Annotated in this window: 33 protein-coding genes; 24 read left to right on the top strand and 9 right to left on the bottom strand. The window is 62.7% G+C overall.

Features of this window, described 5'->3' with window-relative positions; translation table 11 throughout:
- Positions 1-120: 120 nt before the first annotated feature.
- From uvrB to AC07UC_RS12450, 8 genes are all read left to right on the top strand, one after another.
- Positions 121-3,291, top strand: coding sequence for an excinuclease ABC subunit UvrB (gene uvrB / locus AC07UC_RS12485; protein WP_494905949.1), 3,171 nt, complete (start codon positions 121-123; stop codon positions 3,289-3,291).
- Between the two features lie 452 nt (positions 3,292-3,743).
- Positions 3,744-5,270, top strand: coding sequence for an ABC-F family ATP-binding cassette domain-containing protein (locus AC07UC_RS12480; protein ID WP_494905948.1), 1,527 nt, complete (start codon positions 3,744-3,746; stop codon positions 5,268-5,270).
- A gap of 118 nt (positions 5,271-5,388) precedes the next feature.
- Positions 5,389-5,670, top strand: a complete 282-nt coding sequence (locus AC07UC_RS12475) for a type II toxin-antitoxin system RelE/ParE family toxin (protein ID WP_494905947.1) — start codon at positions 5,389-5,391, stop codon at positions 5,668-5,670.
- A gap of 14 nt (positions 5,671-5,684) precedes the next feature.
- Positions 5,685-5,984, top strand: coding sequence for a HigA family addiction module antitoxin (locus tag AC07UC_RS12470; RefSeq protein WP_494905946.1), 300 nt, complete (start codon positions 5,685-5,687; stop codon positions 5,982-5,984).
- A 77-nt stretch (positions 5,985-6,061) separates the two neighbouring features.
- On the top strand, positions 6,062-6,448 hold the full coding sequence (locus AC07UC_RS12465; protein ID WP_494905944.1) for a nuclear transport factor 2 family protein: 387 nt from the start codon (positions 6,062-6,064) through the stop codon (positions 6,446-6,448).
- Between the two features lie 94 nt (positions 6,449-6,542).
- Positions 6,543-6,725: a hypothetical protein gene (locus tag AC07UC_RS12460; RefSeq protein WP_494905943.1), complete on the top strand. Its 183-nt coding sequence runs from the start codon at positions 6,543-6,545 to the stop codon at positions 6,723-6,725.
- A 160-nt stretch (positions 6,726-6,885) separates the two neighbouring features.
- A complete protein-coding gene (locus AC07UC_RS12455) occupies positions 6,886-7,302 on the top strand; it encodes a VOC family protein (protein WP_494905941.1) in 417 nt (138 codons plus the stop codon).
- A gap of 102 nt (positions 7,303-7,404) precedes the next feature.
- Positions 7,405-7,758 (top strand): DUF1428 domain-containing protein, encoded by a 354-nt coding sequence (locus AC07UC_RS12450; protein ID WP_494905939.1) that lies wholly within the window; start codon positions 7,405-7,407, stop codon positions 7,756-7,758.
- A 241-nt stretch (positions 7,759-7,999) separates the two neighbouring features.
- Here the strand turns inward: AC07UC_RS12450 and AC07UC_RS12445 are convergent, their stop codons facing one another.
- The gene (locus tag AC07UC_RS12445; RefSeq protein WP_494905937.1) at positions 8,000-9,634 is read right to left on the bottom strand and encodes a tetratricopeptide repeat-containing sulfotransferase family protein; all 1,635 of its coding nucleotides are present in this window, start codon (positions 9,632-9,634) and stop codon (positions 8,000-8,002) included.
- A gap of 187 nt (positions 9,635-9,821) precedes the next feature.
- A complete protein-coding gene (locus tag AC07UC_RS12440; protein WP_140777247.1) occupies positions 9,822-10,046 on the bottom strand; it encodes a hypothetical protein in 225 nt (74 codons plus the stop codon).
- A 327-nt stretch (positions 10,047-10,373) separates the two neighbouring features.
- On the opposite strand from AC07UC_RS12440, the gene AC07UC_RS12435 reads away from it, so the two are divergent.
- The 6 genes from AC07UC_RS12435 (at position 10,374) to AC07UC_RS12410 (ending at position 12,564) form a co-directional block, all read left to right on the top strand.
- Positions 10,374-10,580: a cold-shock protein gene (locus AC07UC_RS12435; RefSeq protein ID WP_140777249.1), complete on the top strand. Its 207-nt coding sequence runs from the start codon at positions 10,374-10,376 to the stop codon at positions 10,578-10,580.
- Positions 10,581-10,749: 169 nt separating this feature from the next.
- Positions 10,750-11,019, top strand: a complete 270-nt coding sequence (locus AC07UC_RS12430) for a hypothetical protein (RefSeq protein ID WP_494905934.1) — start codon at positions 10,750-10,752, stop codon at positions 11,017-11,019.
- Positions 11,016-11,282: a hypothetical protein gene (locus tag AC07UC_RS12425; protein ID WP_494905932.1), complete on the top strand. Its 267-nt coding sequence runs from the start codon at positions 11,016-11,018 to the stop codon at positions 11,280-11,282. The genes AC07UC_RS12430 and AC07UC_RS12425 overlap by 4 nt, the downstream gene beginning before the upstream one ends.
- Before the next feature lie 41 nt (positions 11,283-11,323).
- Positions 11,324-11,461, top strand: a complete 138-nt coding sequence (locus AC07UC_RS12420; protein ID WP_171883285.1) for a hypothetical protein — start codon at positions 11,324-11,326, stop codon at positions 11,459-11,461.
- A 92-nt stretch (positions 11,462-11,553) separates the two neighbouring features.
- The gene (locus tag AC07UC_RS12415) at positions 11,554-11,772 is read left to right on the top strand and encodes a hypothetical protein (RefSeq protein WP_494905930.1); all 219 of its coding nucleotides are present in this window, start codon (positions 11,554-11,556) and stop codon (positions 11,770-11,772) included.
- 174 nt (positions 11,773-11,946) lie between these two features.
- Positions 11,947-12,564, top strand: a complete 618-nt coding sequence (locus tag AC07UC_RS12410; protein ID WP_494905928.1) for a flavodoxin family protein — start codon at positions 11,947-11,949, stop codon at positions 12,562-12,564.
- 16 nt (positions 12,565-12,580) lie between these two features.
- On the opposite strand, the gene AC07UC_RS12405 is transcribed toward AC07UC_RS12410, so the two are convergent.
- Positions 12,581-12,991 (bottom strand): Kazal-type serine protease inhibitor family protein, encoded by a 411-nt coding sequence (locus AC07UC_RS12405; RefSeq protein ID WP_202326139.1) that lies wholly within the window; start codon positions 12,989-12,991, stop codon positions 12,581-12,583.
- Positions 12,992-13,495: 504 nt separating this feature from the next.
- Here AC07UC_RS12405 and AC07UC_RS12400 point away from each other — a divergent pair.
- The 3 genes from AC07UC_RS12400 to AC07UC_RS12390 all read left to right on the top strand — a co-directional run bounded on the left by AC07UC_RS12400 (position 13,496) and on the right by AC07UC_RS12390 (position 14,861).
- Positions 13,496-13,708, top strand: coding sequence for a cold-shock protein (locus AC07UC_RS12400; protein WP_006202520.1), 213 nt, complete (start codon positions 13,496-13,498; stop codon positions 13,706-13,708).
- A gap of 324 nt (positions 13,709-14,032) precedes the next feature.
- Positions 14,033-14,245 (top strand): cold-shock protein, encoded by a 213-nt coding sequence (locus tag AC07UC_RS12395; protein WP_008877668.1) that lies wholly within the window; start codon positions 14,033-14,035, stop codon positions 14,243-14,245.
- Positions 14,246-14,432: 187 nt separating this feature from the next.
- Positions 14,433-14,861 (top strand): BA14K family protein, encoded by a 429-nt coding sequence (locus AC07UC_RS12390; RefSeq protein WP_140777261.1) that lies wholly within the window; start codon positions 14,433-14,435, stop codon positions 14,859-14,861.
- 149 nt (positions 14,862-15,010) lie between these two features.
- On the opposite strand, the gene AC07UC_RS12385 is transcribed toward AC07UC_RS12390, so the two are convergent.
- From AC07UC_RS12385 to AC07UC_RS12375, 3 genes are all read right to left on the bottom strand, one after another.
- Complete coding sequence (locus tag AC07UC_RS12385; RefSeq protein WP_494905927.1) at positions 15,011-15,649, bottom strand: MBL fold metallo-hydrolase; 639 nt, start codon at positions 15,647-15,649, stop codon at positions 15,011-15,013.
- Between the two features lie 141 nt (positions 15,650-15,790).
- Positions 15,791-16,105 (bottom strand): hypothetical protein, encoded by a 315-nt coding sequence (locus tag AC07UC_RS12380; RefSeq protein WP_140777265.1) that lies wholly within the window; start codon positions 16,103-16,105, stop codon positions 15,791-15,793.
- Between the two features lie 145 nt (positions 16,106-16,250).
- Positions 16,251-17,144 (bottom strand): branched-chain amino acid aminotransferase, encoded by an 894-nt coding sequence (locus AC07UC_RS12375; RefSeq protein ID WP_140777267.1) that lies wholly within the window; start codon positions 17,142-17,144, stop codon positions 16,251-16,253.
- Between the two features lie 260 nt (positions 17,145-17,404).
- Between AC07UC_RS12375 and AC07UC_RS12370 the strand changes: the two genes are divergently transcribed.
- The 4 genes from AC07UC_RS12370 to AC07UC_RS12355 all read left to right on the top strand — a co-directional run bounded on the left by AC07UC_RS12370 (position 17,405) and on the right by AC07UC_RS12355 (position 21,451).
- Positions 17,405-17,938 (top strand): MarR family winged helix-turn-helix transcriptional regulator, encoded by a 534-nt coding sequence (locus AC07UC_RS12370; protein ID WP_494905925.1) that lies wholly within the window; start codon positions 17,405-17,407, stop codon positions 17,936-17,938.
- On the top strand, positions 17,925-18,644 hold the full coding sequence (locus AC07UC_RS12365; protein WP_115142172.1) for a response regulator: 720 nt from the start codon (positions 17,925-17,927) through the stop codon (positions 18,642-18,644). Before AC07UC_RS12370 ends, AC07UC_RS12365 begins: the two co-directional genes overlap by 14 nt.
- Positions 18,645-18,791: 147 nt before the next feature.
- A complete protein-coding gene (locus AC07UC_RS12360) occupies positions 18,792-20,207 on the top strand; it encodes an ATP-binding protein (protein WP_140777271.1) in 1,416 nt (471 codons plus the stop codon).
- A 221-nt stretch (positions 20,208-20,428) separates the two neighbouring features.
- Entirely contained in the window at positions 20,429-21,451 is a 1,023-nt protein-coding gene (locus AC07UC_RS12355; protein WP_202326137.1) for a glycosyltransferase family 4 protein, read from the top strand.
- Between the two features lie 181 nt (positions 21,452-21,632).
- On the opposite strand, the gene AC07UC_RS12350 is transcribed toward AC07UC_RS12355, so the two are convergent.
- From AC07UC_RS12350 to AC07UC_RS12340, 3 genes are all read right to left on the bottom strand, one after another.
- Positions 21,633-21,992, bottom strand: a complete 360-nt coding sequence (locus AC07UC_RS12350; protein WP_494905923.1) for a tRNA-binding protein — start codon at positions 21,990-21,992, stop codon at positions 21,633-21,635.
- A gap of 17 nt (positions 21,993-22,009) precedes the next feature.
- Positions 22,010-22,510: a type III secretion system chaperone family protein gene (locus AC07UC_RS12345; RefSeq protein ID WP_013893499.1), complete on the bottom strand. Its 501-nt coding sequence runs from the start codon at positions 22,508-22,510 to the stop codon at positions 22,010-22,012.
- A gap of 344 nt (positions 22,511-22,854) precedes the next feature.
- Positions 22,855-23,157, bottom strand: a complete 303-nt coding sequence (locus tag AC07UC_RS12340) for an accessory factor UbiK family protein (protein WP_494908924.1) — start codon at positions 23,155-23,157, stop codon at positions 22,855-22,857.
- Between the two features lie 215 nt (positions 23,158-23,372).
- Here AC07UC_RS12340 and AC07UC_RS12335 point away from each other — a divergent pair, with 215 nt between their 5' ends.
- The 3 genes from AC07UC_RS12335 to AC07UC_RS12325 all read left to right on the top strand — a co-directional run bounded on the left by AC07UC_RS12335 (position 23,373) and on the right by AC07UC_RS12325 (position 25,686).
- Complete coding sequence (locus tag AC07UC_RS12335; protein WP_019860643.1) at positions 23,373-23,606, top strand: BrnA antitoxin family protein; 234 nt, start codon at positions 23,373-23,375, stop codon at positions 23,604-23,606.
- A gap of 134 nt (positions 23,607-23,740) precedes the next feature.
- Complete coding sequence (gene lgt / locus AC07UC_RS12330) at positions 23,741-24,601, top strand: prolipoprotein diacylglyceryl transferase (RefSeq protein WP_202326133.1); 861 nt, start codon at positions 23,741-23,743, stop codon at positions 24,599-24,601.
- Positions 24,598-25,686: a class I SAM-dependent methyltransferase gene (locus AC07UC_RS12325; protein ID WP_494905920.1), complete on the top strand. Its 1,089-nt coding sequence runs from the start codon at positions 24,598-24,600 to the stop codon at positions 25,684-25,686. The genes lgt and AC07UC_RS12325 overlap by 4 nt, the downstream gene beginning before the upstream one ends.
- Positions 25,687-25,712 lie beyond the last annotated feature (26 nt).

The raw sequence follows: 25,712 nt of genomic DNA, 5'->3' as shown, positions 1-25,712 counted from the left end.
AGGCAGGCAATCCTTGGCACTGCCTCCTCCTGACAGCCTTCTGTCAGGAGCTGCATCCGGGCATGTGGCTTGCCTCATCGCGCTCTTTCCATTTTCGCCAAGACCTCCCATATTCGGGTCATGGCCAAATCCCCCGATAAAAGAACGCCGCCGACGGCGAATGACGACCGCGCCGCGACGAAGCGGCGCAGCCCGCTGACCGATTTCCTCGACGCCTCGGAACCGCTGCACAGGGGCGGCTTCGCCGAGATGCCGCAGCCTGAACTCTCGGGCACGCCGCTGACCGGTTCGATCGCCGATTGGGCCGAACAGATCGAGCAGGAGGCAGAACGCGAAGGGCGCCAGGTCGGCAAGGGCGACGGCGGCAAATCGCCAAAGCCGTCGAAGAAGATCCCCGAACGCTCCGCCGCGCCCGGACGCACGGCACGCGGCACCTCGATGGGCGGCGCGGCCACCGCCCGCGAACGCGCGGCGGCGGGCCTCAATCCGGTCGCCGGCCTCGATGTTTCGCTGGAAGAAGCCGAGACGATGACGTCGAGCGGCGTCACCGCTACGGTCGCCGCTCTGTCGGCACTGATCGAATCCGGCAACCCGCTGCACAAGGACGGCGTCCTGTGGACTCCGCACCGCCCCGCCCGGCCGGAAAAGTCCGAAGGCGGCATCGCCATCAAGATGGTGTCGGATTTCGAACCGGCCGGCGACCAGCCGACCGCGATCAAGGATCTTGTCGAAGGCGTCGACAACAGCGACCGCACCCAGGTGCTGCTTGGCGTCACCGGTTCCGGCAAGACCTTCACCATGGCCAAGGTGATCGAGGAGACGCAGCGCCCCGCACTGATCCTGGCGCCCAACAAGACGCTGGCCGCGCAGCTCTATTCCGAGTTCAAGAAATTCTTTCCCGACAACGCGGTGGAGTATTTCGTCTCCTATTACGACTACTACCAGCCGGAAGCCTACGTCCCGCGCACCGACACCTTCATCGAGAAGGAATCCTCGATCAACGAGCAGATCGACCGGATGCGCCATTCGGCGACACGGTCTCTGCTCGAGCGCGATGACGTAATCATCGTCGCCTCGGTGTCCTGCATCTACGGTATCGGCTCGGTCGAGACCTATACGGCGATGACCTTCCAGATGCAGATCGGCGACCGGCTCGACCAGCGCGCTTTGCTCGCCGATCTCGTCGCCCAGCAATACAAGCGCCAGGACATCAATTTCGTGCGCGGCTCGTTTCGCGTGCGCGGCGACACGATCGAGATCTTTCCGGCCCACTTGGAAGACCGCGCCTGGCGCATCTCGATGTTCGGCGACGAGATCGAGCAGATCACCGAGTTCGATCCGCTGACCGGCCAGAAGACCGGCGAGCTGAAAAGCGTCAAGATCTACGCCAACTCGCACTATGTGACGCCGCGCCCGACGCTGAACCAGGCGATCAAGTCGATCAAGGAAGAACTCAAGCACCGGCTGGTGGAACTGGAGCGGGCCGGCCGCCTGCTCGAAGCGCAGCGGCTGGAGCAGCGCACCCGTTTCGACCTCGAAATGCTGGAAGCCACCGGCTCCTGCGCCGGCATCGAGAACTATTCGCGCTACCTCACCGGCCGCCAGCCGGGCGATCCGCCGCCGACCCTGTTCGAATACATTCCCGACAATGCGCTGGTCTTCATCGACGAAAGCCACGTCACCGTGCCGCAGATCGGCGGCATGTATCGCGGCGACTTCAGGCGCAAGGCGACGCTGGCCGAATATGGCTTCCGCCTGCCCTCCTGCATGGACAACCGGCCGCTGCGTTTCGAGGAATGGGACGCCATGCGCCCGCTTTCCGTCGCCGTCTCGGCGACACCCGGCGGCTGGGAAATGGAGCAGGCCGGCGGCGTCTTCGCCGAGCAGGTCATCCGCCCGACCGGCCTGATCGACCCGCCGGTCGAGGTGCGCCCGGCGAAAAGCCAGGTCGACGATGTCGTCGGTGAGATCCGCGAGACCACCGCCGCCGGCTACCGCACGCTGGTCACGGTGCTGACCAAGCGCATGGCCGAGGATTTGACGGAGTACCTGCACGAGCAGGGCGTGCGCGTGCGCTACATGCACTCCGACATCGACACGCTCGAGCGCATCGAGATCCTGCGCGATTTGCGCCTCGGCGCCTTCGACGTGCTGGTCGGCATCAACCTTCTGCGCGAGGGCCTCGACATCCCCGAATGCGGCTTCGTCGCCATTCTCGACGCCGACAAGGAAGGATTCCTGCGTTCGGAGACCTCGCTGATCCAGACCATCGGCCGCGCCGCCCGCAACGTCGACGGCAAGGTCATCCTCTATGCGGACCAGGTCACCGGCTCGATGGAGCGCGCGATGGCCGAGACCAACCGCCGCCGCGAAAAGCAGATGGAATGGAACGCCGCCAACGGCATCACGCCGGAATCGGTCAAGTCGCGCATCTCGGACATTCTCGACTCGGTCTACGAAAAGGACCACGTCCGCGCCGACATCTCGCAGTTCACCGACAGCGCCGGCGCCATGATGGGCAACAACCTCAAGGCCCATCTGGACGCCATGGAGAAGCAGATGCGCGACGCCGCCGCCAATCTCGACTTCGAGAAGGCCGCCCGCATACGCGACGAGATCAAGCGTCTGCGCGAGATGGAACTCTCGATCTCCGAAGACCCGCTTGCCAAATACGCCGACATGGAAAGCCCGGTCTCGGGCCGCGAAAAAGGCAAGCACAACAAGGGCGTGGCCAAGCACCGCACGGCGGAGGAACAGGAGCGTTTCCGCAAACTCGACGAAGCACGTGCCGCCGAAGAGGTAGCCAAGGCGGCCCGGCCCAACCTCTTCCGCAAGCCGGCGCTTGACGAGATGGGCGCCGATGGCGCCGTGCCGGTGAAGAAGCCGCTCTTCGCCAAACCATCGATTGACGACATGGGTCCGGGCACCGACATGCCGACGCCTGCGGGTGCCGTATCGCGCTCGCTGTTCAAGAAACAGTCGGCGCAGGAAGCACACGGCTCCGATTTCGGCATTCCTGGCGAGCCGGTCAAACCGCTGTTCAAGAAAAACTCGCTCGACGAGATGACGGTGCGGCGGACTGAAAAGCCGGTCGAAGGAAAAGTACCGACGAAGCCCCAGCCGATCTCCCCCCTTGTGGGGGAGATGCCCGGCAGGGCAGAGGGGGGCGCGAAGGATGGCGACGCCAAACCAATCGTTCGCCAGCGCGCGGGCATCGGCTCCTACGAGGACCCAGGCGACGCCCGCCGCGAAAAGCGCCGGCCGGGCAAGACAGGCAGGCCGGGGAAGTAGAGCGCCTCTTCCTTCTCCCTCTTGTGGGAGAAGGTGGATCGGCGCGTAGCGCCGAGACGGTTGAGGGGTGTTCCAGCGGAGCGAGGCGTTGGTGTTCCCTGGAACACCCTCATCCGACCGAGTTTTGCTCGGCCACCTTCTCCCACAAGGGGAGAAGGAAAAGCGCTCCACTTGCCTCCACCCCCGCCTTTGGTGTAATCGCTACCCACACTCAATCGTCTTGTCTTGAAAGGAGGGCTCACGTGTTTACGTTTTTTCGTCACCATCGTCAGCGTGGCCCGATTTCTGCCCTGCGAGCTAGCTTGCAGGGCTGACCAGGGACGGTCCGGGGTTTTTCCCGCTTCGATTTTTTGGTCTGCCCTTCGTGGTGCGCAACGCCGAGCCTGATGGCCAGCACGTGCACCGTCAAAGTGCATCCGGAGATGTCTCCGGCAAGACCAGAGAAATCCAAAATGGCCCTGATCAGCCTCAAAACCCTCGGCGTCACCATGAGTGCGCCGCTTTTCGCTCACCTCGACCTCACCATCGGCATTGGCGACCGGCTCGGCATAGTCGCCGCCAATGGCCGTGGCAAGTCGACCTTGCTGAAATGCCTGACCGGCGAGATGCAACCGACCTCCGGCGACATCACCCGCACGCGCGGCCTGCGCGTCGGCCATGTCGAGCAGGCCGTTGCCCCTGCCCTGCTCGGCCGCACCTTCCATCAGGTGGTGGCCGACGCCTTGCCGCCCGAGCAGGCCGACAGCGAGATGTGGCGCGTCGACGTGGTGCTGGATTCGCTCGACGTGCCCGAACCGATGCGCGAACGGGAAATGCGGGCGCTGAGCGGCGGCTGGCAGAGGCTGGCGCTGATTGCCCGCGTCTGGGTCACCGATCCCGACGTGCTGCTGCTCGACGAGCCGACCAACCATCTCGACCTTGCCCGCATCAGCCAGCTGGAAGGCTGGCTGAACGCCCTGCCGCGCGAAGTGCCTGTTGTCATCGCCAGCCACGACCGCGCCTTCCTCGACGCCACCACCAACCGGACGCTGTTCCTGCGGCCGGAGCAGTCGCCGGTGTTCTCGCTGCCCTACTCCCGCGCCAGACAGGCGCTCGACGAAGTCGACGCCTCGATGGCACGCAAGTTCGAGCGTGACATGAAGGTCGTCCAGCAGTTGCGAAAGCAAGCCGCCAAGCTCAACAACATCGGCATCAATTCCGGCAGCGACCTTTTGACGGTGAAAACCAGGCAACTCAAGGAACGGGCGGAAAAGCTGGAAGAGGCGGCGGTATCAGCGCATCGCGAGAAATCGGCCGGCGCAATAAAACTGGCCAATCGCGGCACCCACGCCAAGGTGCTGATCACGCTCGACGACGCGGCGGTGGAAACGCCGGACGGTACGCTGCTGTTCAGGACAGGCAAGCGCCACATCTGCCAGGGCGACCGCATCGTGCTGCTCGGCCGCAATGGCGTCGGCAAGTCGCGCTTCGTCAGCCTGATCCGCAACGCCATCGTCGAGCCCGACAAGGTCGCGAATGTGAAGGTGACGCCCTCGACGGTGCTCGGCTACAGCGACCAGGCGCTGTCGGGCATCAGCGGCGACGACACGCCGCTGGCAATGGTCTCGCGCCGTTACGATGTCGGCGAGCAGCGCGCCCGCGCGCTGCTCGCCGGCGCCGGCGTGGTCATCGAGATGCAGGAGAAAAAGATCGGCGTTCTGTCCGGCGGCCAGAAGGCACGGCTGATGATGCTGGCGCTGAGGCTCGCCAACCCCAACTTCTACCTGCTCGACGAACCGACCAACCATCTCGATATCGATGGCCAGGAAGCGCTGGAGGAAGAATTGCTCAAGCACCAGGCCAGCTGCGTCCTCGCCTCGCACGACCGCTCCTTCATCCGCGCCATCGGCAACCGCTTCTGGCTGATCGAGAAGCGGCGCCTGACCGAGGTCGAAGACCCCGAGGACTTTTTCCGCGAAGTGGCTGAAGGCACCAGTTAGGCGACGAAACAGAATTCCAGCTTGCCGTCGGCAGGTTGGAGTTTCGTATCATTTCATGAGACGTCTCCGTTGACTTCCGAAACGTATCATGTCATGGTACGTCCATTGGATTCGGCAGATGATACGCTCGTTCAAGGACAAGACCAGTGAGGCCGTTTCGAACGGCAAGGCTCCGAAGGGATTTCCCTCGGACCTTGTCCGAGCGGCCCAACGGAAACTGTTCATGATCGACAACGCGACCGAGCTGTCGGACCTGAAGACGCCTCCAGGCAACAGGCTTGAGCCCCTGAAAGGCAACCGTGCCGGTCAGCATTCGATCCGCATCAACGATCAGTTTCGTATCTGCTTTCGCTGGGTGGACGGACAAGCCGAGAATGTCGAAATAACCGACTACCACTGAAGGACAGGTGTCAAATGCTGAACATCAATCCGCCTATCCATCCCGGAGAAATCCTCCGCGAGGAGTATCTCACACCGCTTGGCCTGAAGCCTTATACGCTTGCCAAAAAGCTGCATGTGCCGCGCACGCGTATCGAGCGCCTGGCGAGCGAGGCGACACCGGTAACGCCTGACACCGCGCTGCGCCTTGCGAAATTCTTCGGAACCACGCCGCAGTTCTGGATGAACATGCAAGCGAGCTACGACCTTGCCGTGGAGGGTGAGGCCAAGAAAGCCGACCTTGAAACGATCGAGCGCATGGAGGCTGCTGCTTGACGTAGTCCGCCGCACTTTCCCGCCAGCCGAAAAAGGCGCATCCTGAAGGTTCCGCAAGCCGAGGGAGGAGACCGGTCATGCGCGCGGTGGACGTCGTCAAAACCCTTTATGATGCCTATGCGAAACGCGACATCGTGGGCGCGCTGGCCCACTGCTCCGACGATGTCGTCTTCCGCTGGGTCGCCGAACCGCAGGCGCCTTATATCGGGACGGGCAACGGCAAGCATGAATTCCTTGCCCGCCTCATGGCGCTCGACGGTGATTTCGAATACCGGAACTTCGTCCCGGTGGAGATTATCGACGGTGGCGACAAGGTCGCGGCGCAGGTCGAAATCCATTTGACGCGAAAAACCACCGGCAAGGAATTCGTCATGCGCGCCGCCAACTTCTGGACCCTGCGCGACGGCAAGGTCATCGAGATGGTGGAGTATTACGACACGGCACTGGCCGCCTCGGTCATCTGAAATAATATCGACGACCTGTCGGATCGCCTGAACCTGCCTCGTCCTTGGGATGCCTACACGATGATGCCGGCATCAACCCAGGGAGATCCTTGTCATGTCCGTCCTTTCATCCATCGGTCGCATCGCAACCCAATATGCGGCGGCACGTGCCCGCCATCGCAGCGAACGCATCCTGCTCTCGCTGCCAGCCGAACTGCGCAAGGACATCGGCTTTCCGGAACTCTTCGACGCGCAGAACAGCCGTCGTGCAACCACCTTCACGACCAAGGTCATATGACCGCGGCCAGCCTGTCCATGCGATTGTCGCTCAAAACCTCCGGTTGCCCGGTGTGTCCGGGCCCGGCCCGCTAAAAAATTTTCGCGGCCGTGTAGAATTGCCGTCACCTCGTGCGTCCTAGGCTTTGCAAGGCCAAGCCAAACGCAAAGAGGAGCAAGACATGACCGACCAGACCCCACCACGAGCCGAAGTGCTTGGCGGACTGACCCCCTATCTGCAGGTCGACGGCGCCATCAAGGCCGCCGAATTCTACAAGAAGGCATTTGGAGCCGAGGAAGTCTTTGCCTATCCGGCCGACGAAAAAGGCCGCACCATGCACATCCACCTCCACATCAACGGCTCGACGCTGATGCTGGGCGACGCTTATCCCGAACACGGCCACCCGCATAAGGATGCGCAGGGCTACACGCTGCAGCTCCATCTCGGCAACCACGATATCGACGGCTGGTGGCAACGCGCCGTCGATGCCGGCTGCGAAATCGTGACGCCGCTGCAGGTGATGTTCTGGGGCGACCGCTGGGGCCAGGTGAAGGATCCCTTCGGCGTCGCCTGGGCGATGAACGCGCCGGTGAAATAGGTTCCCTGGCGAGCAGGCGTCGCCCGACAGGGCCGACGCGCTCACCGCGCCGGGTCGTACCCCCGCCGACCCGGCGCTCATTTTTCAACAGAGGAGTTTATCATGTCCTATGTCGATGGTTTCGTGCTTGCCGTGCCAAAAGCCAAACTCGACGATTATAAGAAGCTCGCCAACCTCGCGGGCCACATATGGATGGAACACGGCGCGCTGGCCTATGTCGAATGCATCGGCGACGACGTGCCCTATGGCGAGGTGACTTCGTTTCCGCGTGCCGTCCAGGCAACGGACGACGAGATCGTCGTCTTTGCCTGGGCGGTTTATGAATCCAGGCAAAGCCGCGATGCGGTGATGGCCAAGGTGATGGCCGACCCGCGTTTGACACCCGACTGGGGCCCCATGCCCTTCGATATGAAGCGCATGATCTTCGGCGGCTTCCAGCCGTTCATCGAGCTTTGAGCAGCTGAGCCCTCTCAGCTTCGTCATCCACGGGCGGAGCAGCCGCGAAGCGGCGTCGCGAAGACCCGAGGATCCATGCCGCGACCTCGATAGAAGGACGCAGCTGAGCAGAATTCTGTACCGTTTTCAAGGCTTTAACGTCGCGGCATGGATCCTATGGTCTGCGCCGCGTCGCTTTGCTCCTTGCTCCGCCATAGGATGACGAAGCGGTGAGGGCTCCGGCCCATCGGCGAACGATGCGCTAATCCAGCCTATCCAGCAGCGGCTTCAGCCGATCCCCATAGCGTTTCCACAGATCGACCGAGCCTTGATACATCGGCTGGCGCACCTGCGCGGCGGAAGCCGTGCGCACCGGCCGGTCGGTATCGTGGAAGGACAGCACGGCATCGTCCCATGGCAGGCCGAGATAGTCGATGAGGGCCCGGCTCTGCCCTTCCTGATCGGCGACGAAATCCTCGTAGCGCACATCATGCACGACGCCGGGCAGAACGCTGTGCCAATGCGCCATGATGTCGGTGTAGAGATTGTGGAAGTCGGCGAGTTCGCCCAAATCGTAGCCGTAGCGGTGGCTGTCGCCCCGGAAATGCACCTTGTAGATCGACAGGCAGGTTGCCGCCGCATCGCGGGCGCAGTGGATGATCCTGGCCTTCGGCATCATCATGTGGATGAAGCCGATAAGCAGGAAGTTGCCCGGCATCTTGTCGGTGACGTGGCTGATATGCGGATAGCGGGCATGCAGCATGTCGAGATAGGCTTGGCCTGCCTCGGCAAAATCCGAATCGTCCACGTCCGATACACCCCAGGGGAAGCCACCCGGCATGGTCGACGGGAACTGATTCCCGACCACCTTCTTCAGGATGCTGAGCTCGCCCGCACCATAGACCTTCGGATGGCTGGCGATGATCTGTTCGACCAGCGTCGTGCCCGAACGCGGCATGCCGACGACGAAGATCGGCGCGTCATCGGTGATTGGGCTCGGTCTGTGCCTTTGGAAGAAGCCGGCATCGAACACCGTCTTCATCGCCTCGAAATCCGCACGCGTCCTGACGGGATCGTAGTTGATAACCTTGCGGCGAATAGCATTGCCTTCGGCGAAATAATCGAACGCCCTGTCATAGTCCTTCAAATCGTCATTGGCCTTGCCGAGGCCGAAGGACAGCTGCATGCGTGCCAGGCTGTCCTGCGGCGCCTTGGCGTGCTGGGCTTCCATGCCGGCCAATTCAGCATCGCGCTCCTTCTGGCGCTTGACCTGCGTCAGCATCAGCCAGGCCGTGGCCATGCCGGGATTGATCGCCAGCGCCTGCCGGAACAGATCGGCCGCTTCGTCGAGCTTGCCCTTTTCCATAAGCCCGACGCCGAGCCCGTGCAGCAGGTCGGCATCCTTGGGGCGAATGGTCAGCGACTCGCGAAAAGCCGCCAGCGCCTCATCCAGCCGCCCGGCTTCCTGCAGGGTTTCGGCGAGCCCGATGCGGGCGCGCACATGGAATGGATTGCGCGCGACCGTGCCGCGATAGATCTCTTCGGCCTCCTCGAACTGGCCGAGCTGATTCAGCGACGAGCCGAGATTGTCGCGCGCCGCGAGCTGGTCCGGCCGCAGATCGACCGCGCCACGGAAGAAATCGATGGCCGCGGCAATGCGGCCGAGGTCGCGCATCACCGTGCCGAAATTGTTGAGGAAATCGGGATTCGTGGGCTGCAGGCTCACGGACTGTTCGAGGAGATCCAGTCCTTCCTCACTGCGTCCGGTCTGATGCAGCAGCAGCCCCAGGAAATGTGCCGCGGCGGCGTGTCTGGGCTGACGCGCCAACACCTGCCGGTAGATTGACTCAGCCTCTTGCCGGCGCCCTGCCTGGTGCAGTTGCAGCGCCTGCTGCACATACTGGTCGAGGCCCAGCGGCGGCTGTCCGCCCGCGCCAGACCTGGCTCCCGCACCCGCCGCTCGTCTCTGATCTCTGTTAATGGGAAACCTGCCGTGTTTGTCCGCCTCCCGCGATCTAGGCCATTGGCGCGGCAGGTTCAAGTCTCCGTGTGGTTCCGCGGCCTTTCCATCGCCATGAATGCGATCAGATCAGGCGGTTGGTCTCGGCGACCTGTCTGGCCCGCCTTATGGTGCCAACGGTATCGGCGATCGTTCGCCTTGCCGCCTCATCGCTTCTGATGGTCAGCCGTGCCGACTTGACGATCATCGGCTGGCCGGTCGGGCCAACGGCAATGGCGTGTATGGTGCCCGGCTTGGCGATAGGGTTGATCGCGACGGTCTTCCCTCTTGAGCCTCTTGTGGAATTCATGGTTTTTGTCCTCATTTCGGAGTAACTAAAATGACGCGCAAGCGAAATACCGTTGCGAATTTTCAATATTTTTTGGAAATAATCTGAACGATAGCAGAATTGTGCGAATATTCATAGCGATCTGTTTTTCGATCCAAGTCGGAAAATTTCGGAAATCTACTTGAATAGACAGCCATACCGCTATATATAACAGAGATCGTTTTGGCCAGAATTGGCATCTCGCGGCGTCAGAGGTTCTCGACCCGCCAAATCTCATTCCAAATCGTTGCTACCGGACGCGCCGCACCTTCGCCGCGCGACGATCTCTCAATACGCGAAAGACTGGATATGAACACCGGAACCGTGAAGTTCTACAATGGCCAGAAGGGCTTCGGCTTCATTCAGCCGGCCGATGGCGGCAAGGACGTTTTCGTCCATGTCAGCGCGCTGGAGCGCGCCGGTTTCCCGGGTCTTGCGGAAGGCCAGAAGCTTCAGTTCGAACTGGAGCGTGACGGCAAGGGCCGCGAGTCGGCCGCCAATCTGCAACTGATCTGATCAGGCCGAATTCGATGAACGCTGACCACGGATGTACTGGCAGCTCTCGAAACAGGCTTATTTCCAGCGATTGCCGGAAATAGGAAAGCGGGGCTTGTCCCCGCTTTTTTTGCATTCAGGCAGCGGTTTTACCTGACGCCCAACGCGTGGGCACATCAAGGCCAGGACAATGTCGGACCGAACCACCCATTCCATCGCGCATTTCGCTGCCCCCTTCATGCTTGGCGGACTGGAAGGGCCGTTGCCGGCCGGCGACTACGACATCGATCAGGACGAAGAACTGATCGAGGGCGTGTCGCGCATTGCCTGGCGCCGCGTCGCCACCTTCATTCACCTGCCGGCAAGGGCGGTGAAGAACCCGAACACCAGCCAGCTTGTCGCCATCGACCACCTCGAACTCGAAAACGCGCTGAAGCGCGACCGGGAGAATGCAGCATGATCCGTTTCCAGCAGAATGCGCGCCCGCGCACAGACACACCCTCTCATCTCTTCGCCATCGGCCAGACCGTGCGCATGAAAGGCCGTGGCGGCCTCCTCCTCAAGACGGCCGAACTGTTCGAGATCAAGAGCAGGCTGCCGGTCAAGGACGGCTCGCCGCAATACCGTATCCGCAGTGACCAGGAGACCCACGAACGGGTCACCACGGAAGACAATCTCGAACCGGCCGGCAATCCGGTGGCTGGCAACAATCCGGCGGCCTGAGACCTCAGCAACGTCAGACAACCCGCACGAGGAGAGACAATATGGCCAAGGGCCAACAGCGCAGCAACCGCGAAACACGCAAACCCAAGAAGGACAAGGTGGTGGCCAAGCCCGCCTCTCCTTTCGGCTCGTCGGTCAAGCAGGCCGAGAGCGGCCTGAAGCCGAAATCGAAGGGCTGACAGCCTGGGTGCTTCGCGCGCCCCATCCCTGCTCCGAAGCAGGCGACGAACTGACACAAAAGGCCTTGCCAAGTCCTGCCACGGAGGCTTGCTTGAACTTCGTCATCGAGTTCTACCGGTCGCGCGACGCCGAGGAAGCGACGCTCGACAGGGTTTCGCTGGAAGCACCGACGCTACGCGCCGCCCTGCAGGGCGCGGCCGCTCTGTTCCATAGCCTGCCCATGCCGCAAATCCCCGACCGCCTGCGCATTTCGGATGAGCATGGCAGCGAGCTTTATGCCGGTCCGGCCGACGGAGCGTATCCGGTCTAGCGCATTTCACCGAAACGGCGAGCCGCTCCAACTCTTTGTTTCGACGCAACTCCGGACGGAAGACCGTTCACACTTTTCCTGGAATTGCTCCAGGCAGCCACACCTGCATCATTGCCGCGCAACCGCAACCGGCCCGCGACGTTGACCCTGCACATCGACACGCAGGAGCCGCCAATGTCCCTCACCGCCTTTGCCATCAACTGTTCCCTGAAAGCCTCGGGCGACAAGGAAAAATCCTCCACCGACAAGATCGTCGCCGATCTGCTTTCGGCGCTCAAGCCGCATGGGGTGAAGGGCGAGGTCGTGCGCGCCCTCGATCACGACATCAAGGCCGGTGTGCTCTCCGATATGGGCAAGGGCGACGACTGGCCCGCCCTGCGCGAGAAAATCATCTCCGCCGATATCTTTATCCTCGGCCTGCCGATCTGGATGGGGCAACCCTCCAGCGTCGCCAAGCGCGTCATGGAGCGCATGGACGCTTTTCTCTCCGAAACCGACGACAAGGGCCGCATGCCGGCCGCCGGCAAGGTCGCGCTGGTGGCGATCGTCGGCAACGAGGATGGTGCGCACCATTGCCATGCCGAATGCTTCCAGGCGCTCAACGATGTCGGCTTCACCATACCGGCCAATGGCGGCGTCTACTGGGTGGGCGAAGCCATGGGCGACGTCAACTATGTCGACCTGCCGGCGACCCCCGAAAAGGTCGCCGGAATGATCGAGATGGCGGCATCAAATGCGGCACATCTGGCTGCCCTGCTGAAGGGCAAAGCCTATATCGGCGTGGACAAGTAACGGAGTTCCCGCCTCCTCAGCATGGCCCATCGCCGACAATGCGGTAGTCCGCGGCGCGGGCTTCGCAGGCATTGGGGAAGCTGCGCGTCTCGCCGTGACGGCGGGCGCAGACCGGAGCGTATTCGCGGGTGCAGAACGTCTGCTCTCCCCCGCCGCCGCCACCACCTCCGTCGCGGCAAGGACCGTCGCGCACGATGCGGTAACCGGCGCGGTCGGCAAGGCAGGCATTGGCGAAGGTCTGGCGATCGCCGCCGCGCCGGGCACAGACCGGTTCGTATTGCCTGGTGCAGAATTGCGGTTCGGGACGCGGCGGGCGTGGACGAGGCCCCGGCCCGTCATCGACGACGACGGTACAGGCGGCCAGCAGCGCCGACAGGAACAGGACGGCAAACCCTTGCCGCGAAAAGACTGACGCCAGGAATTTCATGCTGATCTCTCCCTCGATCCCATCCCCGATAGCGATCCTCGCCATTCGCTTTTCAAATGCAACCCCGTTCGCGGCTATCCACACGGCAATCGGCGCGGTTGGGCCATGGCGGGCATTCGATCGCACCGCTGGCCACCCTGGCCCATGCGTGACCCCGTCCGTGGGCCGATGACCGCCCGGGCAAGCAGGCCTATCTGCGGCCGGTCGACGCTCAGATCGGTCGATTCTTGCGTCGGGATGCGCCCAGTGTGGCGGCCCGCGGCGCTATCTTGCAACCTTCACGTTTCCGTGCGATAAATTCCGTGTTCGGGCATTTGCGACCCGGAGAGCGGAACGTTTTGGACGACCTTTCCCCGATACTGTGAATCTCTGACGGCCCCGTTTTCGGCGGGGGGTTTGACCATGCGCCAATGCATGACTGCCGAAGCAACCACCGGGAACTGCCCTCGACGCCAGGTGGCGGGCAGGACCACCAAAGACTGAACGGGTGAAGGAGTTTCCCCAATGGCCCAGACCGGCACCGTTAAATTCTTCAACGCGACCAAAGGCTTCGGTTTCATCACGCCCGACGGCGGCGCCAAGGACGTGTTCGTCCATATTTCCGCGATCGAGGCATCGGGCCTGCGCACGCTCGTCGACGGCCAGAAGGTCACCTTCGACGTCGAGCCGGATCGCATGGGCAAGGGCCCGAAGGCGGTCAACCTCCGCGCTGCCTGAACCATCGGCACGCCGCGCGTCCTTGAGGGCGAGCGAACGAGGTTCCAGAGCTTGCCCAGCCTCTGGGCACGCAGACAGATTTTGAAAGGCGCGGCGGTTTTCGTCGCGCCTTTTTCATGCCCGCGATGCAGCATGAATGCATGTCGCCCCAAAGTGGATCCGGGTTTGGATCGACGACATGCATCATAACAAGGGCTTAAAGCGTGACGCGCTTTAAGTGCCTAAAAAACTTTCTCTTGCCGATGACGCTAAAATAAAGGACAAATTTCCTCTCGGGCATTTGCCGGCCCGAGACTGGAGTTTATGGGATCAAAGGAGCTTCCCATGCCGCAGACCGGCACCGTCAAATTCTTCAACCATGCCAAAGGCTTCGGCTTCATCACGCCTGACGATGGCGCGAAGGATGTCTTCGTCCATATTTCGGCCGTGCAGGCGTCGGGTCTTCCCGGTCTCGAAGATGGGCAGAAAGTAACATTCGACACCGAGCCGGACAAGCGCGGCAAGGGGCCCAAGGCCGTCAACCTGTCGGTGGGCTGAGCCGACTTCACGCTGTCGGCTCCGGCAGGGCGGCCCAGCTCATTTCGAGCGTGGTTCTTGACGCCCTCTCGGACAGGCGGGGCGAAATCCGTTCAGCCTCCGTTCAGCCACGGTCGCATATTAGTCTTGGGTAAAGCCGGACCGCATCCCCTGAAAAACTGCACGGCCCGGTACGAAGGAGACCAAGATGAACAGAATTTTCAAGACAGCCGTGCTGTCCGCCGCCATGGCCGCGACCATGCTCGTGGCCCTGCCCGCGGCCAATGCCGATGAGTGGCGCCATCACCGCCACCACGGAAACGGCGACGCCATTGCCGCCGGCGTGCTTGGCCTCGCAGCCGGCGCCCTGATCGGTGGCGCGCTGGCCAATGACCAGCCACCGCCTTACGCTGACCGCTACTACGATGACGGTTATTACGATCGTGACGTGCGGATCCGCCCGGCTCCGATCCGCCGCTACTATGCGGAGCCGCGGGTGGTCTATGCCGATCGCTATGCCGAACCGTGGACGCGTGACTGGTACGAGTACTGCTCGGACCGCTACCGCACCTTCAACTCCCGCACCGGCACCTTCACCGGCAATGACGGCGAGCAGCATTTCTGCACTGCCAACTAAGTGCATGTCGCCCAAAAGTGCGCAGCGGTTTTGGGACAACGACTTGCACCAAACAAAGCGCGAAAGCGCTTAGGGCTTCCCTGCCCCAGAAAAAAAGCGCTGACCGCAAGGCCAGCGCTTTTTTGTTGGGCGCCCGGATGTGTTGAAATTCAGGTCAGGAATGGATTGGTCCTGCGCTCCTCGCCAAAGCGGCCACCGGGACCGTGGCCGCAGATGAAGCCGATATCGTCGCCCAGCGGCAACAGCTTGTCCTTGATCGAGGCGATGAGCGTCGCATGGTCGCCGCCCGGCAGGTCGGTGCGGCCGACCGAGCCCCGGAACAGCACGTCGCCGACATGGGCGAACTTGGCCGCGCGGTTGTAGTAGACGACGTGGCCCGGCGCGTGGCCGGGACAATGCAGCACCTCGAAGACGTGGCCGCCGAACGACACGGTCTCGCCCTCGGTGAGGAACCGGTCGGGCACACAGTCGCGTGAGCCGACAATGCCATAGCGCTTGCCCTGGTTCTCCAGATTGTCGAGCAAGGGCTTGTCGGCTTCGTGCGGACCGATGATGTCGATGCCGAGCGCCTCCTTCAATTCCATGGCACCGCCGGCATGGTCGATATGGCCATGCGTGATCCAGATTGCCTCGGCCCTGATCGCATTGTCCTTCAGCACCGCCAGCACCTTGTCGATGTCGCCACCCGGATCGACGACGACACCACGCTTCTCGTCCATGTCGAACAGGATGGTGCAGTTCTGCTGAAACTGAGTGACCGGCACGATGCCGGCATTGAGCTGACCCATGATCGTCCTTTCGTATCCCTGGCGTGATGTAGAGGTGCCGGCGAAACGCGTCCACCCCTCGAAAGACGAACAGTCAGTCGTCTGAAAAACAGAAATGGGCGGCCGAAGCCGCCCATTTGAACAAACCTGAGACCGTCAGGCTTACTTCTTCATGGCTCCCATGACCGCGCCGATGATGCCGGTCAGGATCGCGCCGCCGCCGGCGCCACCGACGATGTTCTGCAGGTTAAGCGAGCTGCCCAGCCCGCTCGTCGCCGCCGCGGCCGCAGCGGGATCAATCCCGTGGCCGAGCAGGCTGCCCAGGATCGCCGCGCCGCCGACGCCGCCAACGGCTCCACCCAGGATTTTGGGAAGCTGCCCCAGCGCCGCCGTCTTGATTGCCGCGCCGACCGCCTGACCACCGATGATGCCCGTAATGATCTGGATGATGATCGGAAGAAGCGTGTTCATGTCCATATGATTAGTCCCTCCATAGCTGCCAGCCTCCCGGGCCGACACCATCATGAGACGCCGAATTGGATGAAAGTCAAATGCAGAAACGCTGAAATAAAAGGGGCGGCTCGAAAACCGCCCCTGCTTGCATGAAAAGCTGTGACTATCGTTATTCTGCGGCGATCGCGTGCTTGGGCTGAACCGCGGCAGAATAGTCGTTCATAAGGTTCTTGGCGATTTCGCCGACCTCGAATCGGTAGGGGCCGATCTCCGAAACCGGCGTTACTTCCGCCGCCGTTCCAGTCAGGAAGCATTGCTCGAAGCCTTCGAGTTCTTCCGGCATGATGGCGCGTTCGATCACTTCCAGGCCGCGATCCTTGGCCAGGCCAATGACCGTGCGGCGGGTGATGCCGTCGAGGAAGCAGTCGGGCTTGGGCGTATGGATCTTGCCGTCCTTGACGAAGAAGATGTTTGCGCCCGTTGCCTCCGCCACTTGCCCGCGCCAGTCGAGCATCATGGCGTCGGCATAGCCCTTTGCTTCGGCTGCATGCTTGGACATGGTGCAGATCATGTAAAGGCCGGCGGCCTTCGACCGCGACGGCGCTGTGCGCGGGTCAGGCCGGCGCCACTCCGCCACGTCGAGGCGAATGCCCTTCAGCTTCTGCGCCGGATCGAAATAGCTCGGCCACTGCCAGATGGCGATGGCGACGTTGATGCGGTTGTTCTGCGCCGAAACGCCCATCTGCTCGCTGCCGCGCCAGGCGATCGGCCGGACATAGGCGTCCTGGAAGCCCTGCTTCTTCAACAGCGTGGCCGAGGCATCGTTGAGCTCGGCGACCGAATAGGGAATCTTGAAGCCGAGCAGTCGCGCCGATTCATGCAGGCGCTCGGTGTGCTCGTTGAGCTTGAAGATCTCGCCGCCATAGGCGCGCTCGCCCTCGAAGACCGCGCTGGCGTAGTGCAGGCCGTGGGTCAGCACGTGGATCTTGGCGTCGCCCCATTGGACGAACTCGCCATTCATCCAGATGAAGCCGTCCAGTTGGTCGAAGGGAACGGATGCCATGGTAACCTCCCGCGGGCCACGGCCCGCATATCTCAGTGTCGTTGCGTGTTCTTTTTGGCCGCGCCATGCGATTTGAGGCGCCGGCCGGTGTCTCGAAGCGTAGGCGGATAATCGCGCTCTGGCAAACTCAGGAAATTCCGGAAAAACCGGCCTGACTTGCCTTTTCGTTCGCAATCCGCCCAAAAGCTTGTCAAAAATTATCATTGCAGGGAAATTACGTCAATAGTACTGACATAATCTCCCGTTCCCATGGAGAAATGATGACGGATCGAAGCCCTTCTGCCGGAAAACCGATCAGGACCGCGATGTCAGTCGAGGACGGCATCGACTTCGCCATCATCGAACTGTTTTTCTTCGCCTATCGCGACTTCACCTCCGATCCCGACCAGATCCTGGCCGACTATGGCTTCGGCCGTGCCCACCACCGGGTGCTGCATTTCGTCAACCGCAGGCCGGGCCTGACGGTCGCCGAACTGCTCGAGGTGCTGAAGATCACCAAGCAGAGCCTGGCGCGGGTGCTCAAGCAACTGATCGACACCGACCATGTCGTGCAATTGCAAGGCCCGCGCGACCGCCGCCAGCGCGAGCTCTACCCGACAGCCAAGGGCCGGGCGCTGGCACTGGCGCTGGCGCGGCCACAGTCGCGCCGCATCCGTGCTGCATTGGAAGATTCCGGCGCCGCCGAACGGACCTTGGTGGAACGCTTCCTCGAAGCGATGGTCAATCCGGAACTGAGAGCTCAGATCGACGTTGGGTCCGCAAAAATGTCAGGGAAAAGCCATGGAGAGCACTGAGAGGGTCGATCAGGCGGCCGCACCGGACGACGACGCGCCGCATCTGCTTGTGGTCGACGATGACACACGCATCCGCAATCTTCTCAAGCAGTATCTGACCGAAAACGGCTTTCGCGTGACCGTCGCCGGCAATGCCGGCGAAGCCAGGCGCAAGCTCGCCGGCCTCGATTTCGACCTGCTTGTACTCGATGTCATGATGCCCGGCGAAAGCGGCGTCGATCTCACTAAATCGCTGCGCGCCGAAAAGAACGTGCCGATCCTGATGCTGACCGCACTTTCGGAGACCGACAGCCGCATCTCCGGACTGGAGGCCGGCGCCGACGATTACCTGCCCAAGCCCTTCGACCCGCGCGAGCTGATCCTGCGCATCAACAACATCCTGCGCCGTGGCGGCCCGGCGACGACGCCGAAGGTCGAACAGCTGGTCTTCGGTCCCTACACCTTCCAGATCGCCAGGCGCGAACTGAAGCGAGGCGGCGAGGCGCTGAAGCTGACCGACCGCGAGCAGGAGATCCTGGCGATCTTCGCGGCGCGGGCCGGCGAGACCATCCCGCGCCACGAACTGGTCGGCGACGATTCGGAAGTCGGCGAGCGCACCATCGACGTGCAGATCAACAGGCTGCGCCGCAAGATCGAGCGCGATCCGTCCAACCCCGTCTGGCTGCAGACCGTGCGCGGTATTGGGTATCGGCTCAGCGTGGAATAGAATGGCGGCTGCGGCTCTGGAGCATGATCCCGAAAAGTGGGAACCGGTTTTCGGAAAAGATCATGCTTCAACAAAGAGTTGGATCAGTAAGGCGATTGAACCAGACGTCCTTCTGATCTAGTGCCGTGGACGAAATGAAAAGAGCCAATGGCGACGACGGAACTGGAAGAGCCGGGGCCTGACGGCTTGAGCGCACGCGCCACGCGAGCGCTCAAGGCGGTGCCGCGCATCTGGAACCGGTTCTGGCGCCTCGTCTCGCTTTACATGCCCAAGCGCCTCTATGCGCGCTCGCTGATCATCGTCATCGCGCCGATGATCCTTTTGCAATCGGTGGTCGCCTTCGTTTTCATGGAACGCCACTGGGCAACGGTGACGCAGCGCCTGTCGCAGGCCACCGTGCGTGACATAGCCGCCATCATCGACCTGATCGAGACCTACCCGCACGACGCCGATTACGCCAACATCATCCGCATCGCGCAGGACCGCATGCAGTTGAAGGTCGATTTGCTGCCGCCGGATCCCTTGCCGCCGCCCGGCCCGAAACCGTTCTTCTCGATCCTCGACGACGTTCTCTCGGCCGAGATCACCCGCCAGATCAACCGGCCGTTCTGGATCGACACGGTCGGCAATTCCAACATCGTCGAGGTGCGCGTCCAGCTCGAAGGCAAGGTGCTGCGCGTCTTCGTGCGCCGTAGCCAGGCCTATGCCTCCAACACCCATATCTTCCTGATCTGGATGGTCGGCACCTCGCTGGTGCTGTTGATGATCGCCATCCCCTTCCTGCGCAACCAGATCCGGCCGATCCTCACGCTCGCCGAGGCCGCCGAAAGCTTCGGCAAGGGCCGGCCGATGCCGCGCGATTTTCGCCCGCGCGGCGCCGAGGAAGTCCGCCGTGCCGGCTTTGCCTTCATCCAGATGCGCGAGCGCATCGAGCGCCAGATAGAACAGCGCACCGCCATGCTGACCGGCGTCAGCCATGATCTCAGGACCATCCTCACCCGCTTCAAGCTGCAGCTGGCACTGGCAGGCGGCAAGACCGAGACCAAGGCGGCGCTCAACCAGGACATCGATGACATGCAGTCGATGCTGGAAGGCTATCTCGCCTTTGCCCGCGGCGAAGCCTCCGAGGACCCGGGACGTTTCGATCTCGAGGCTTATTTCCAGAAGCTCGGCGAGGAAGCCGCCTTGCGCAAATGCAAGCTGTCGACGACGCTTTCCGGCGACCCGACGGTGCATGTACGGCCAAACGCCTTCGCGCGGCTGCTGTCCAATGTCATCGGGAACGCATTCCGCTATGCCAAGACGGTGGAGGTCAATGCCAACCACGGCCGTGGCTCGCTTGTGGTCACCGTCGACGACGATGGTCCCGGCATTCCAGTCGACAGGCGCGAGCACGTGTTCAAGCCCTTCGTGCGACTGGACGAGGCTCGCAACCTCGATGCCAGCGGCACCGGGCTCGGCCTGTCGATCGCCCGCGACATCGCCCGCAGCCATGGCGGCGACATCACCCTCGACGACAGTCCGCTCGGCGGCCTGCGCGCGGTCATCAAGGTCCCGGCCTAGGCGAGCCCAAGTACCAGGCGAAGCATCAGGCTTCATCCGCCCGTCATGAAATCATGGTGAAGAGCGCGCATGAAGCGCGCGACCACACTTGATTCGGGCCAACCGCCTCACTTCGACCCCGTGCCCACCCGGGTGCGCTGGAGCGAAGCGAGGGCGGCAGGCTGGTCGCCGTTCCGGCATCGTCTCAAGGCAATCGTCGACCTTTCCAGCAAAGGGCCGCCATGCGCATATTGATGGTCACCGACGCCTGGCGCCCGCAAGTCAACGGCGTCGTCCACACGCTCGAGCGGCTCACCGAAACGCTCAAATCCTTCGACGTCGCGGTGGATTTCCTGACGCCCAACATCTTTCGCACGCTGCCCCTGCCGACCTATCCCGACATCCGCCTAGCGCTGACCACGCCCGGCCATGTCGCGAAGCTGATCGACGGCTACAAGGCCGACCACGTCCACATCGTCACCGAGGGGCCGCTCGGCATCATGGCACGCCGCTATTGCCGCAATGCCGGCCGGCCATTCACCACCAGCTATCACACCCGCTTCCCCGAGTATCTGAGCGCCCGCCTGCCGGTGCCGGAGAGCTGGGCCTATCGCTGGCTGCGCGATTTCCACAATTCCGGCCAGGGCACGCTGGTGGCCACCCAGTCGCTCGCCGACGACCTTTCGGCGCGCGGCTTCAACAAGCTGAGGCCATGGACGCGCGGCGTCGACACCGACCACTTCCGTCCCGACAAGAGGAAGGATCTCGGCTTCCCCGGTCCGGTGTTTCTCTGCGTCGGCCGCGTCGCCATCGAAAAGAACCTGCCTGCCTTCCTCGACCTCGACCTGCCCGGCAGCAAGGTGGTGGTCGGCGAGGGGCCGGAGCTTGCCAAGCTCAAGGCGCGCTACCCCAACGCGCATTTCCTTGGCCACCGCCCCAATGACGAACTGGCGGAGATCTACGCCTCGGCCGATGTCTTCGTCTTCCCCAGCCGCACCGACACGTTCGGCAACGTCATCATCGAGGCGCTGGCCAGCGGCACGCCGGTCGCCGCCTATCCGGTGACCGGCCCGATCGACATTGTCGGCGACGGCTTTGGCGGCGCGGTCTCCAACGATTTGCGCGAAGCCTCGCTTGCAGCGCTCAACGTCAGCCGCGACCAGGCCCGCGAACGCGCCATGCGCTACAGTTGGAAAGCCTGCGCGGAGATGTTCATGGATACGGTCGAGGAAGCGCTGGGTACAACGCGCAAGCTGGCGGCCTGAAGCCTGGCGCACAGGATGTATTGAGATTCAGGTCAGGCCGAGCCGAGAATGGTGGGCTCCGAGAACCGGAGCGGAGCGTACTTTTGGGTACGTAAGCTCAGTTCTACTGCGACGCAGTAGAACTGGGGAAGCGCAGGAGACCGCCGCTCGCAAGCCCGCCTCACCTGAATATCGATACATCCTAGAACAGGCGCCCGCCGTCCGGCACCTTGCGCTCGATGGCGCCCAGCACCACGGCGCCCTCCTCGTCGGGAAAACCGAGCGTCAGCACTTCCGACATGAACGGTCCGATCTGGCGTGGCGGGAAATTGACCACCGCGAACACCTGTCGGCCGACCAGCGTATCCGGCGCATAATATTTGGTGATCTGCGCCGAGGATTTCTTCACCCCGATGTCGGGTCCGAAATCGATCTTCAGCTTGATAGCCGGTTTGCGCGCTTCCGGAAACGGTTCGGCCTCGACGATCGTGCCGGCGCGGATGTCGATACGATCGAAATCGGCAAAACTGATCTCGGGCTTACGCTCGCGGCTTGAACTCATTTCGATACTACCAAGGTTCAGGCGTTGCCGTAGGTCTCGAACAGCACACCCGCCAGCGCATCCTTGGCCGAGGTTCCCGACCAGACGACGAACTGGAAAGCCTGGAAATAGCATTCGCAGGCTTCCAGCGCCGAGGACAAAAGCACCTCGACCTGCTGGCTTGAGGGTTCGACCCCGCCGGCCAGCAGCAGCGACTGGCGGAACATGATCGCGCCCTCCTGCTCCCAGAGGTCGAAATGGCCGAACAGCATCTGTTCGTTGATCAGCGACAACAGCCGCATCACTTCCAGCGCGCGGGTCTCCGGCACCTTGATGTCGAAGGCGCAGGCCAGATGCAGCGCTTCGAAATCCTCCATCCAGGAGAATGAGACATGATAGTCGGTCCAGCTTCCCGCGACCGAGATCGAAATTTCATCATCGCCGGCCCGTTCGAAGGACCAGTCATTGTTGTGGGCCACCTGCTCGATAACATCCACCGGATGGATTTCGCGGGAGAATTCGAGTTCGAGAAGTTCCATGGAATGCTTCCTGTCGTTCTGAGGAGCGCCGCCACACGCTCCGCGGGAGGGCACACACAACGAACAATCTGATCTAGAACTCGGACGGCCAGGACTTTCTTCGCGCTAAAGACTACTTCTCGACGCAAAGACCCCAGACCGGACCCCACCGCCCGGCCGCATGACCCTGCTCCGAATCATGCAACAAATTCAGTCTATTGATCGGGAGTCGCGTGAACAGCCCAATTTTTCGCACTGCGTCATTCGCATGTGGAAAGGCGCTGTCACAAAGATTCATGCAATGCCGTTAAGCGATTCACGGCAAAGCGCTTTTCAAGCTCGGACTATGTGGAAAAGTTTAACGATTATTTTTTTGCGCGGGGCTTCGCCGCCGCCGCTGGTGCGGCATCGCCGGCCAGTTCGGCGAGCCTCGCTTCGAGCGCCTCGATGCGGGCGGCAAGGCGGGCATTCTCGTCCCGGGCCTTGGCGGCCATCTCGCGCGCGGCCTCGAATTCCTCGCGCTGCACCACGTCCATCGAATTGAGGATACGCTCCGCCTGGCCCTTGAAGGCGGTCTCCACCTCGCGCCGAACGCCTTGCGCGGCCCCGGCTGCGTCGGTCATCAGCTTGGCGAATTCATCGAGAATGCGGTTCGGTCCGGTCGACATGGCAAATCCTCGCTTGCTCGAAATGACGTAGTGGCGCGGGGCGAGGAATGCAAGAACGTTGAGGGCTGGTGCGGCCTCTGCGTTGCTATGGCGCATGGGCGCTGCCATGCCGGCGGGAAGCTCTCGAACCGACCCAAGCTATACTTGAGAACGCCAAATCGCCTATGGTGTTGTCGTCTCCTATTGCATCAGAACGCTCCAATCAGGGTCACCCAATGGCAACGCCCCCGCGCCGACCGACGAATCCGTTCGCAGCCGCCGAAGCGGCCTTCAAGCCGGTCAAGAAGCCGGCAGCGCCAGTTCGCGAACCCTCGACCGCCCCGAATGTCCGCGAGCTTGTCTCGATCCGAATCGACCGGGCGGTGCTCGACCATTTCCAGGAAGACGGGCCCGGCTGGCAGGACAGGATCAACGACGCATTGCGGCAATGGGTGGCCGCCAAGGGGTGAGTTGACCACGCACGGCGCGACGGCTCGCAATGGTGATCCGTCGCGACACTTGACGGCGACCGGCTTGCCTTGACCCTGCCAAAACCCTGCCGCATGGTCCGCGCCCGAATGCGAACGCAACCGAGAGCTCCCCGTTGAACGAATATTTCCTGCTGCCGCTGGCCTCGTTGCCTTTCCCCAACATCAACCCGATCCTCATCCAGATCGGGCCGCTGGCGGTGCACTGGTACGGCGTCGGCTACATTGTCGGCATCCTGTTTGCCTGGTGGTACGCCAAGCGGCTTGCGGCCAACCCGAAACTGTGGCCCGACGGCGTGCTGCCGATGAAGCCCGAGGACCTCGATGATTTCATCGTCTGGGCGGCGATCGGCGTCGTGCTCGGAGGCCGCACCGGCTATGTCCTGTTCTACGACCTGGCGCGCTATATCCAGCATCCGCTCGACATCTTCGCGGTCTGGCAGGGCGGCATGTCCTTCCATGGCGGCCTGCTCGGCGTCATCCTCGCCATGACGCTGTTTTCCATCAAGCGCGGCATCCGCACCTGGTCGCTGTTCGATGTCGTGGCCGCCGGCGTGCCGGTCGGGCTCGGCCTGGTGCGCGTCGCAAACTTCATCAATTCCGAGCTCTGGGGCCGTCCGACCGACGTGCCCTGGGCGATAGAATTCCCCAATGGCGGGCCGTTCACCCGCCATCCGAGCCAGCTCTACGAGGCCCTGCTCGAAGGCCTGGTGTTGTTCCTGGTCCTGCGCATCCTGACCCATTCGCGCCTCAAGCTGAAGACGCCGCGCTTCGTCGGCGGCGCCTTCATCTGCGGCTACGGTCTGTCGCGCGTCTTTGTCGAATTCTTCCGCGAACCCGACCAGCAGCTCGGCTACCTCCTTGGCACCAACTGGCTGACCATGGGCATGATCCTGTCGACCCCGATGGTGCTGATCGGCATCTGGGCGATGGTAACAGCCAAGCCGGTGACGCAAGCGCAGCCGCAGGCGACATGACGCGGCTGAAGACCCGTATCGTCGACCTGATCGAGGCGCTGGGCCCCCTTCCCGTCAACGAATACATGGCGCTGTGCCTGTTCGACCCCGCTGACGGCTACTACACGACGCGCGAACCGTTCGGCGCCGCCGGCGACTTCATCACCGCGCCGGAGATCAGCCAGATGTTCGGCGAACTCGTCGCCGTGTGGCTTTACCAGGCTTGGACAGCGATCGGCCGGCCGATGCCGGTCACCATCGCCGAGATCGGCCCCGGTCGCGGCACGCTGATGAAGGACATGCTGCGCACGCTGTCGCGGCTTGATCCGACCCTGGCCAATGGCGCCGCCTTCGCCATGATCGAGACCAGTCCACGCCTGACCGAAGTCCAGAAACAGACGCTCGGCGCCACACCTTTTGCGGTTCGCTGGCACGAGACCATCGACACCTTGCCTCATCAGCCGCTGCTTATCGTCGGCAACGAACTGTTCGACGCCATACCGATCCGCCAGTTCGTCCGCGCCGGCACCGGCTGGCGCGAGCGCATGGTGAGCCTGGATGACGAGAACACCCTTTGTTTCTTCGCCGGCGCCGGCTCGGTCGACCCGACGCTGCTGCCCGTCGACGCGGCTGAAGCGCCGCAAGGGGCGATCGTCGAGGTGGCGCCCGCCCGCACCGCCCTGATGGCGGCCATTGCCGAACGCATGGCCCTAAACGGCGGCGCCGGGCTGTTCCTCGACTATGGCCACCTGCTGCCGGGTGTCGGCGACACGCTGCAGGCCTTGCGTAGACACAATCACGAAGATGTGCTGGCCAATCCAGGCGAGGCCGACCTCACCTCGCATGTCGATTTCTCCGCCCTTGCCGCGATCGTGCGCGCGCATGGTCTCGACGCCCATCTGTCGACACAGGGCGGTTTCCTGCTCGGCATGGGCATACTCGAGCGCGCCGGCCGGCTTGGCGCCGATGCCGGCCAGGCCGCTCGCGACAAGATCACCGAGGATGTCGAGCGCCTCGCCGGGCCGCAGGCTATGGGCGAACTGTTCAAGGTGCTTGCCGTCGTGCCGCGCGGCGCCGCCGTTCGGCCCTTCGCGACAGCGGATTGACTTTTCGCCGCTGCCCCTTCCAATCT

Source organism: Mesorhizobium sp. GW821-FHT04C10 (assembly GCF_059420305.1).
The sequence above is the reverse complement of the archived record's forward strand: the minus strand, read 5'-3'. Positions and strand labels throughout refer to the sequence as shown.

Coding starts and splice junctions, on each gene's coding strand:
- AC07UC_RS12355 (WP_202326137.1), top strand. CDS start 20,429: ATGCGCATATTGATGGTCACCGACGCCTGGCGCCCGCAAGTCAACGGC.
- AC07UC_RS12425 (WP_494905932.1), top strand. CDS start 11,016: ATGATCCGTTTCCAGCAGAATGCGCGCCCGCGCACAGACACACCCTCT.
- AC07UC_RS12460 (WP_494905943.1), top strand. CDS start 6,543: ATGTCCGTCCTTTCATCCATCGGTCGCATCGCAACCCAATATGCGGCG.
- AC07UC_RS12465 (WP_494905944.1), top strand. CDS start 6,062: ATGCGCGCGGTGGACGTCGTCAAAACCCTTTATGATGCCTATGCGAAA.
- AC07UC_RS12390 (WP_140777261.1), top strand. CDS start 14,433: ATGAACAGAATTTTCAAGACAGCCGTGCTGTCCGCCGCCATGGCCGCG.
- uvrB (WP_494905949.1), top strand. CDS start 121: ATGGCCAAATCCCCCGATAAAAGAACGCCGCCGACGGCGAATGACGAC.
- AC07UC_RS12325 (WP_494905920.1), top strand. CDS start 24,598: ATGACGCGGCTGAAGACCCGTATCGTCGACCTGATCGAGGCGCTGGGC.
- AC07UC_RS12395 (WP_008877668.1), top strand. CDS start 14,033: ATGCCGCAGACCGGCACCGTCAAATTCTTCAACCATGCCAAAGGCTTC.
- AC07UC_RS12420 (WP_171883285.1), top strand. CDS start 11,324: ATGGCCAAGGGCCAACAGCGCAGCAACCGCGAAACACGCAAACCCAAG.
- AC07UC_RS12405 (WP_202326139.1), bottom strand. CDS start 12,991: ATGAAATTCCTGGCGTCAGTCTTTTCGCGGCAAGGGTTTGCCGTCCTG.
- AC07UC_RS12335 (WP_019860643.1), top strand. CDS start 23,373: ATGGCAACGCCCCCGCGCCGACCGACGAATCCGTTCGCAGCCGCCGAA.
- AC07UC_RS12455 (WP_494905941.1), top strand. CDS start 6,886: ATGACCGACCAGACCCCACCACGAGCCGAAGTGCTTGGCGGACTGACC.
- AC07UC_RS12450 (WP_494905939.1), top strand. CDS start 7,405: ATGTCCTATGTCGATGGTTTCGTGCTTGCCGTGCCAAAAGCCAAACTC.
- AC07UC_RS12380 (WP_140777265.1), bottom strand. CDS start 16,105: ATGGACATGAACACGCTTCTTCCGATCATCATCCAGATCATTACGGGC.
- AC07UC_RS12475 (WP_494905947.1), top strand. CDS start 5,389: ATGATACGCTCGTTCAAGGACAAGACCAGTGAGGCCGTTTCGAACGGC.
- AC07UC_RS12470 (WP_494905946.1), top strand. CDS start 5,685: ATGCTGAACATCAATCCGCCTATCCATCCCGGAGAAATCCTCCGCGAG.
- AC07UC_RS12375 (WP_140777267.1), bottom strand. CDS start 17,144: ATGGCATCCGTTCCCTTCGACCAACTGGACGGCTTCATCTGGATGAAT.
- AC07UC_RS12430 (WP_494905934.1), top strand. CDS start 10,750: ATGTCGGACCGAACCACCCATTCCATCGCGCATTTCGCTGCCCCCTTC.
- AC07UC_RS12370 (WP_494905925.1), top strand. CDS start 17,405: ATGACGGATCGAAGCCCTTCTGCCGGAAAACCGATCAGGACCGCGATG.
- AC07UC_RS12385 (WP_494905927.1), bottom strand. CDS start 15,649: ATGGGTCAGCTCAATGCCGGCATCGTGCCGGTCACTCAGTTTCAGCAG.
- AC07UC_RS12400 (WP_006202520.1), top strand. CDS start 13,496: ATGGCCCAGACCGGCACCGTTAAATTCTTCAACGCGACCAAAGGCTTC.
- AC07UC_RS12350 (WP_494905923.1), bottom strand. CDS start 21,992: ATGAGTTCAAGCCGCGAGCGTAAGCCCGAGATCAGTTTTGCCGATTTC.
- AC07UC_RS12435 (WP_140777249.1), top strand. CDS start 10,374: ATGAACACCGGAACCGTGAAGTTCTACAATGGCCAGAAGGGCTTCGGC.
- AC07UC_RS12440 (WP_140777247.1), bottom strand. CDS start 10,046: ATGAATTCCACAAGAGGCTCAAGAGGGAAGACCGTCGCGATCAACCCT.
- AC07UC_RS12340 (WP_494908924.1), bottom strand. CDS start 23,157: ATGTCGACCGGACCGAACCGCATTCTCGATGAATTCGCCAAGCTGATG.
- AC07UC_RS12360 (WP_140777271.1), top strand. CDS start 18,792: ATGGCGACGACGGAACTGGAAGAGCCGGGGCCTGACGGCTTGAGCGCA.
- AC07UC_RS12365 (WP_115142172.1), top strand. CDS start 17,925: ATGGAGAGCACTGAGAGGGTCGATCAGGCGGCCGCACCGGACGACGAC.
- AC07UC_RS12480 (WP_494905948.1), top strand. CDS start 3,744: ATGGCCCTGATCAGCCTCAAAACCCTCGGCGTCACCATGAGTGCGCCG.
- AC07UC_RS12345 (WP_013893499.1), bottom strand. CDS start 22,510: ATGGAACTTCTCGAACTCGAATTCTCCCGCGAAATCCATCCGGTGGAT.
- AC07UC_RS12410 (WP_494905928.1), top strand. CDS start 11,947: ATGTCCCTCACCGCCTTTGCCATCAACTGTTCCCTGAAAGCCTCGGGC.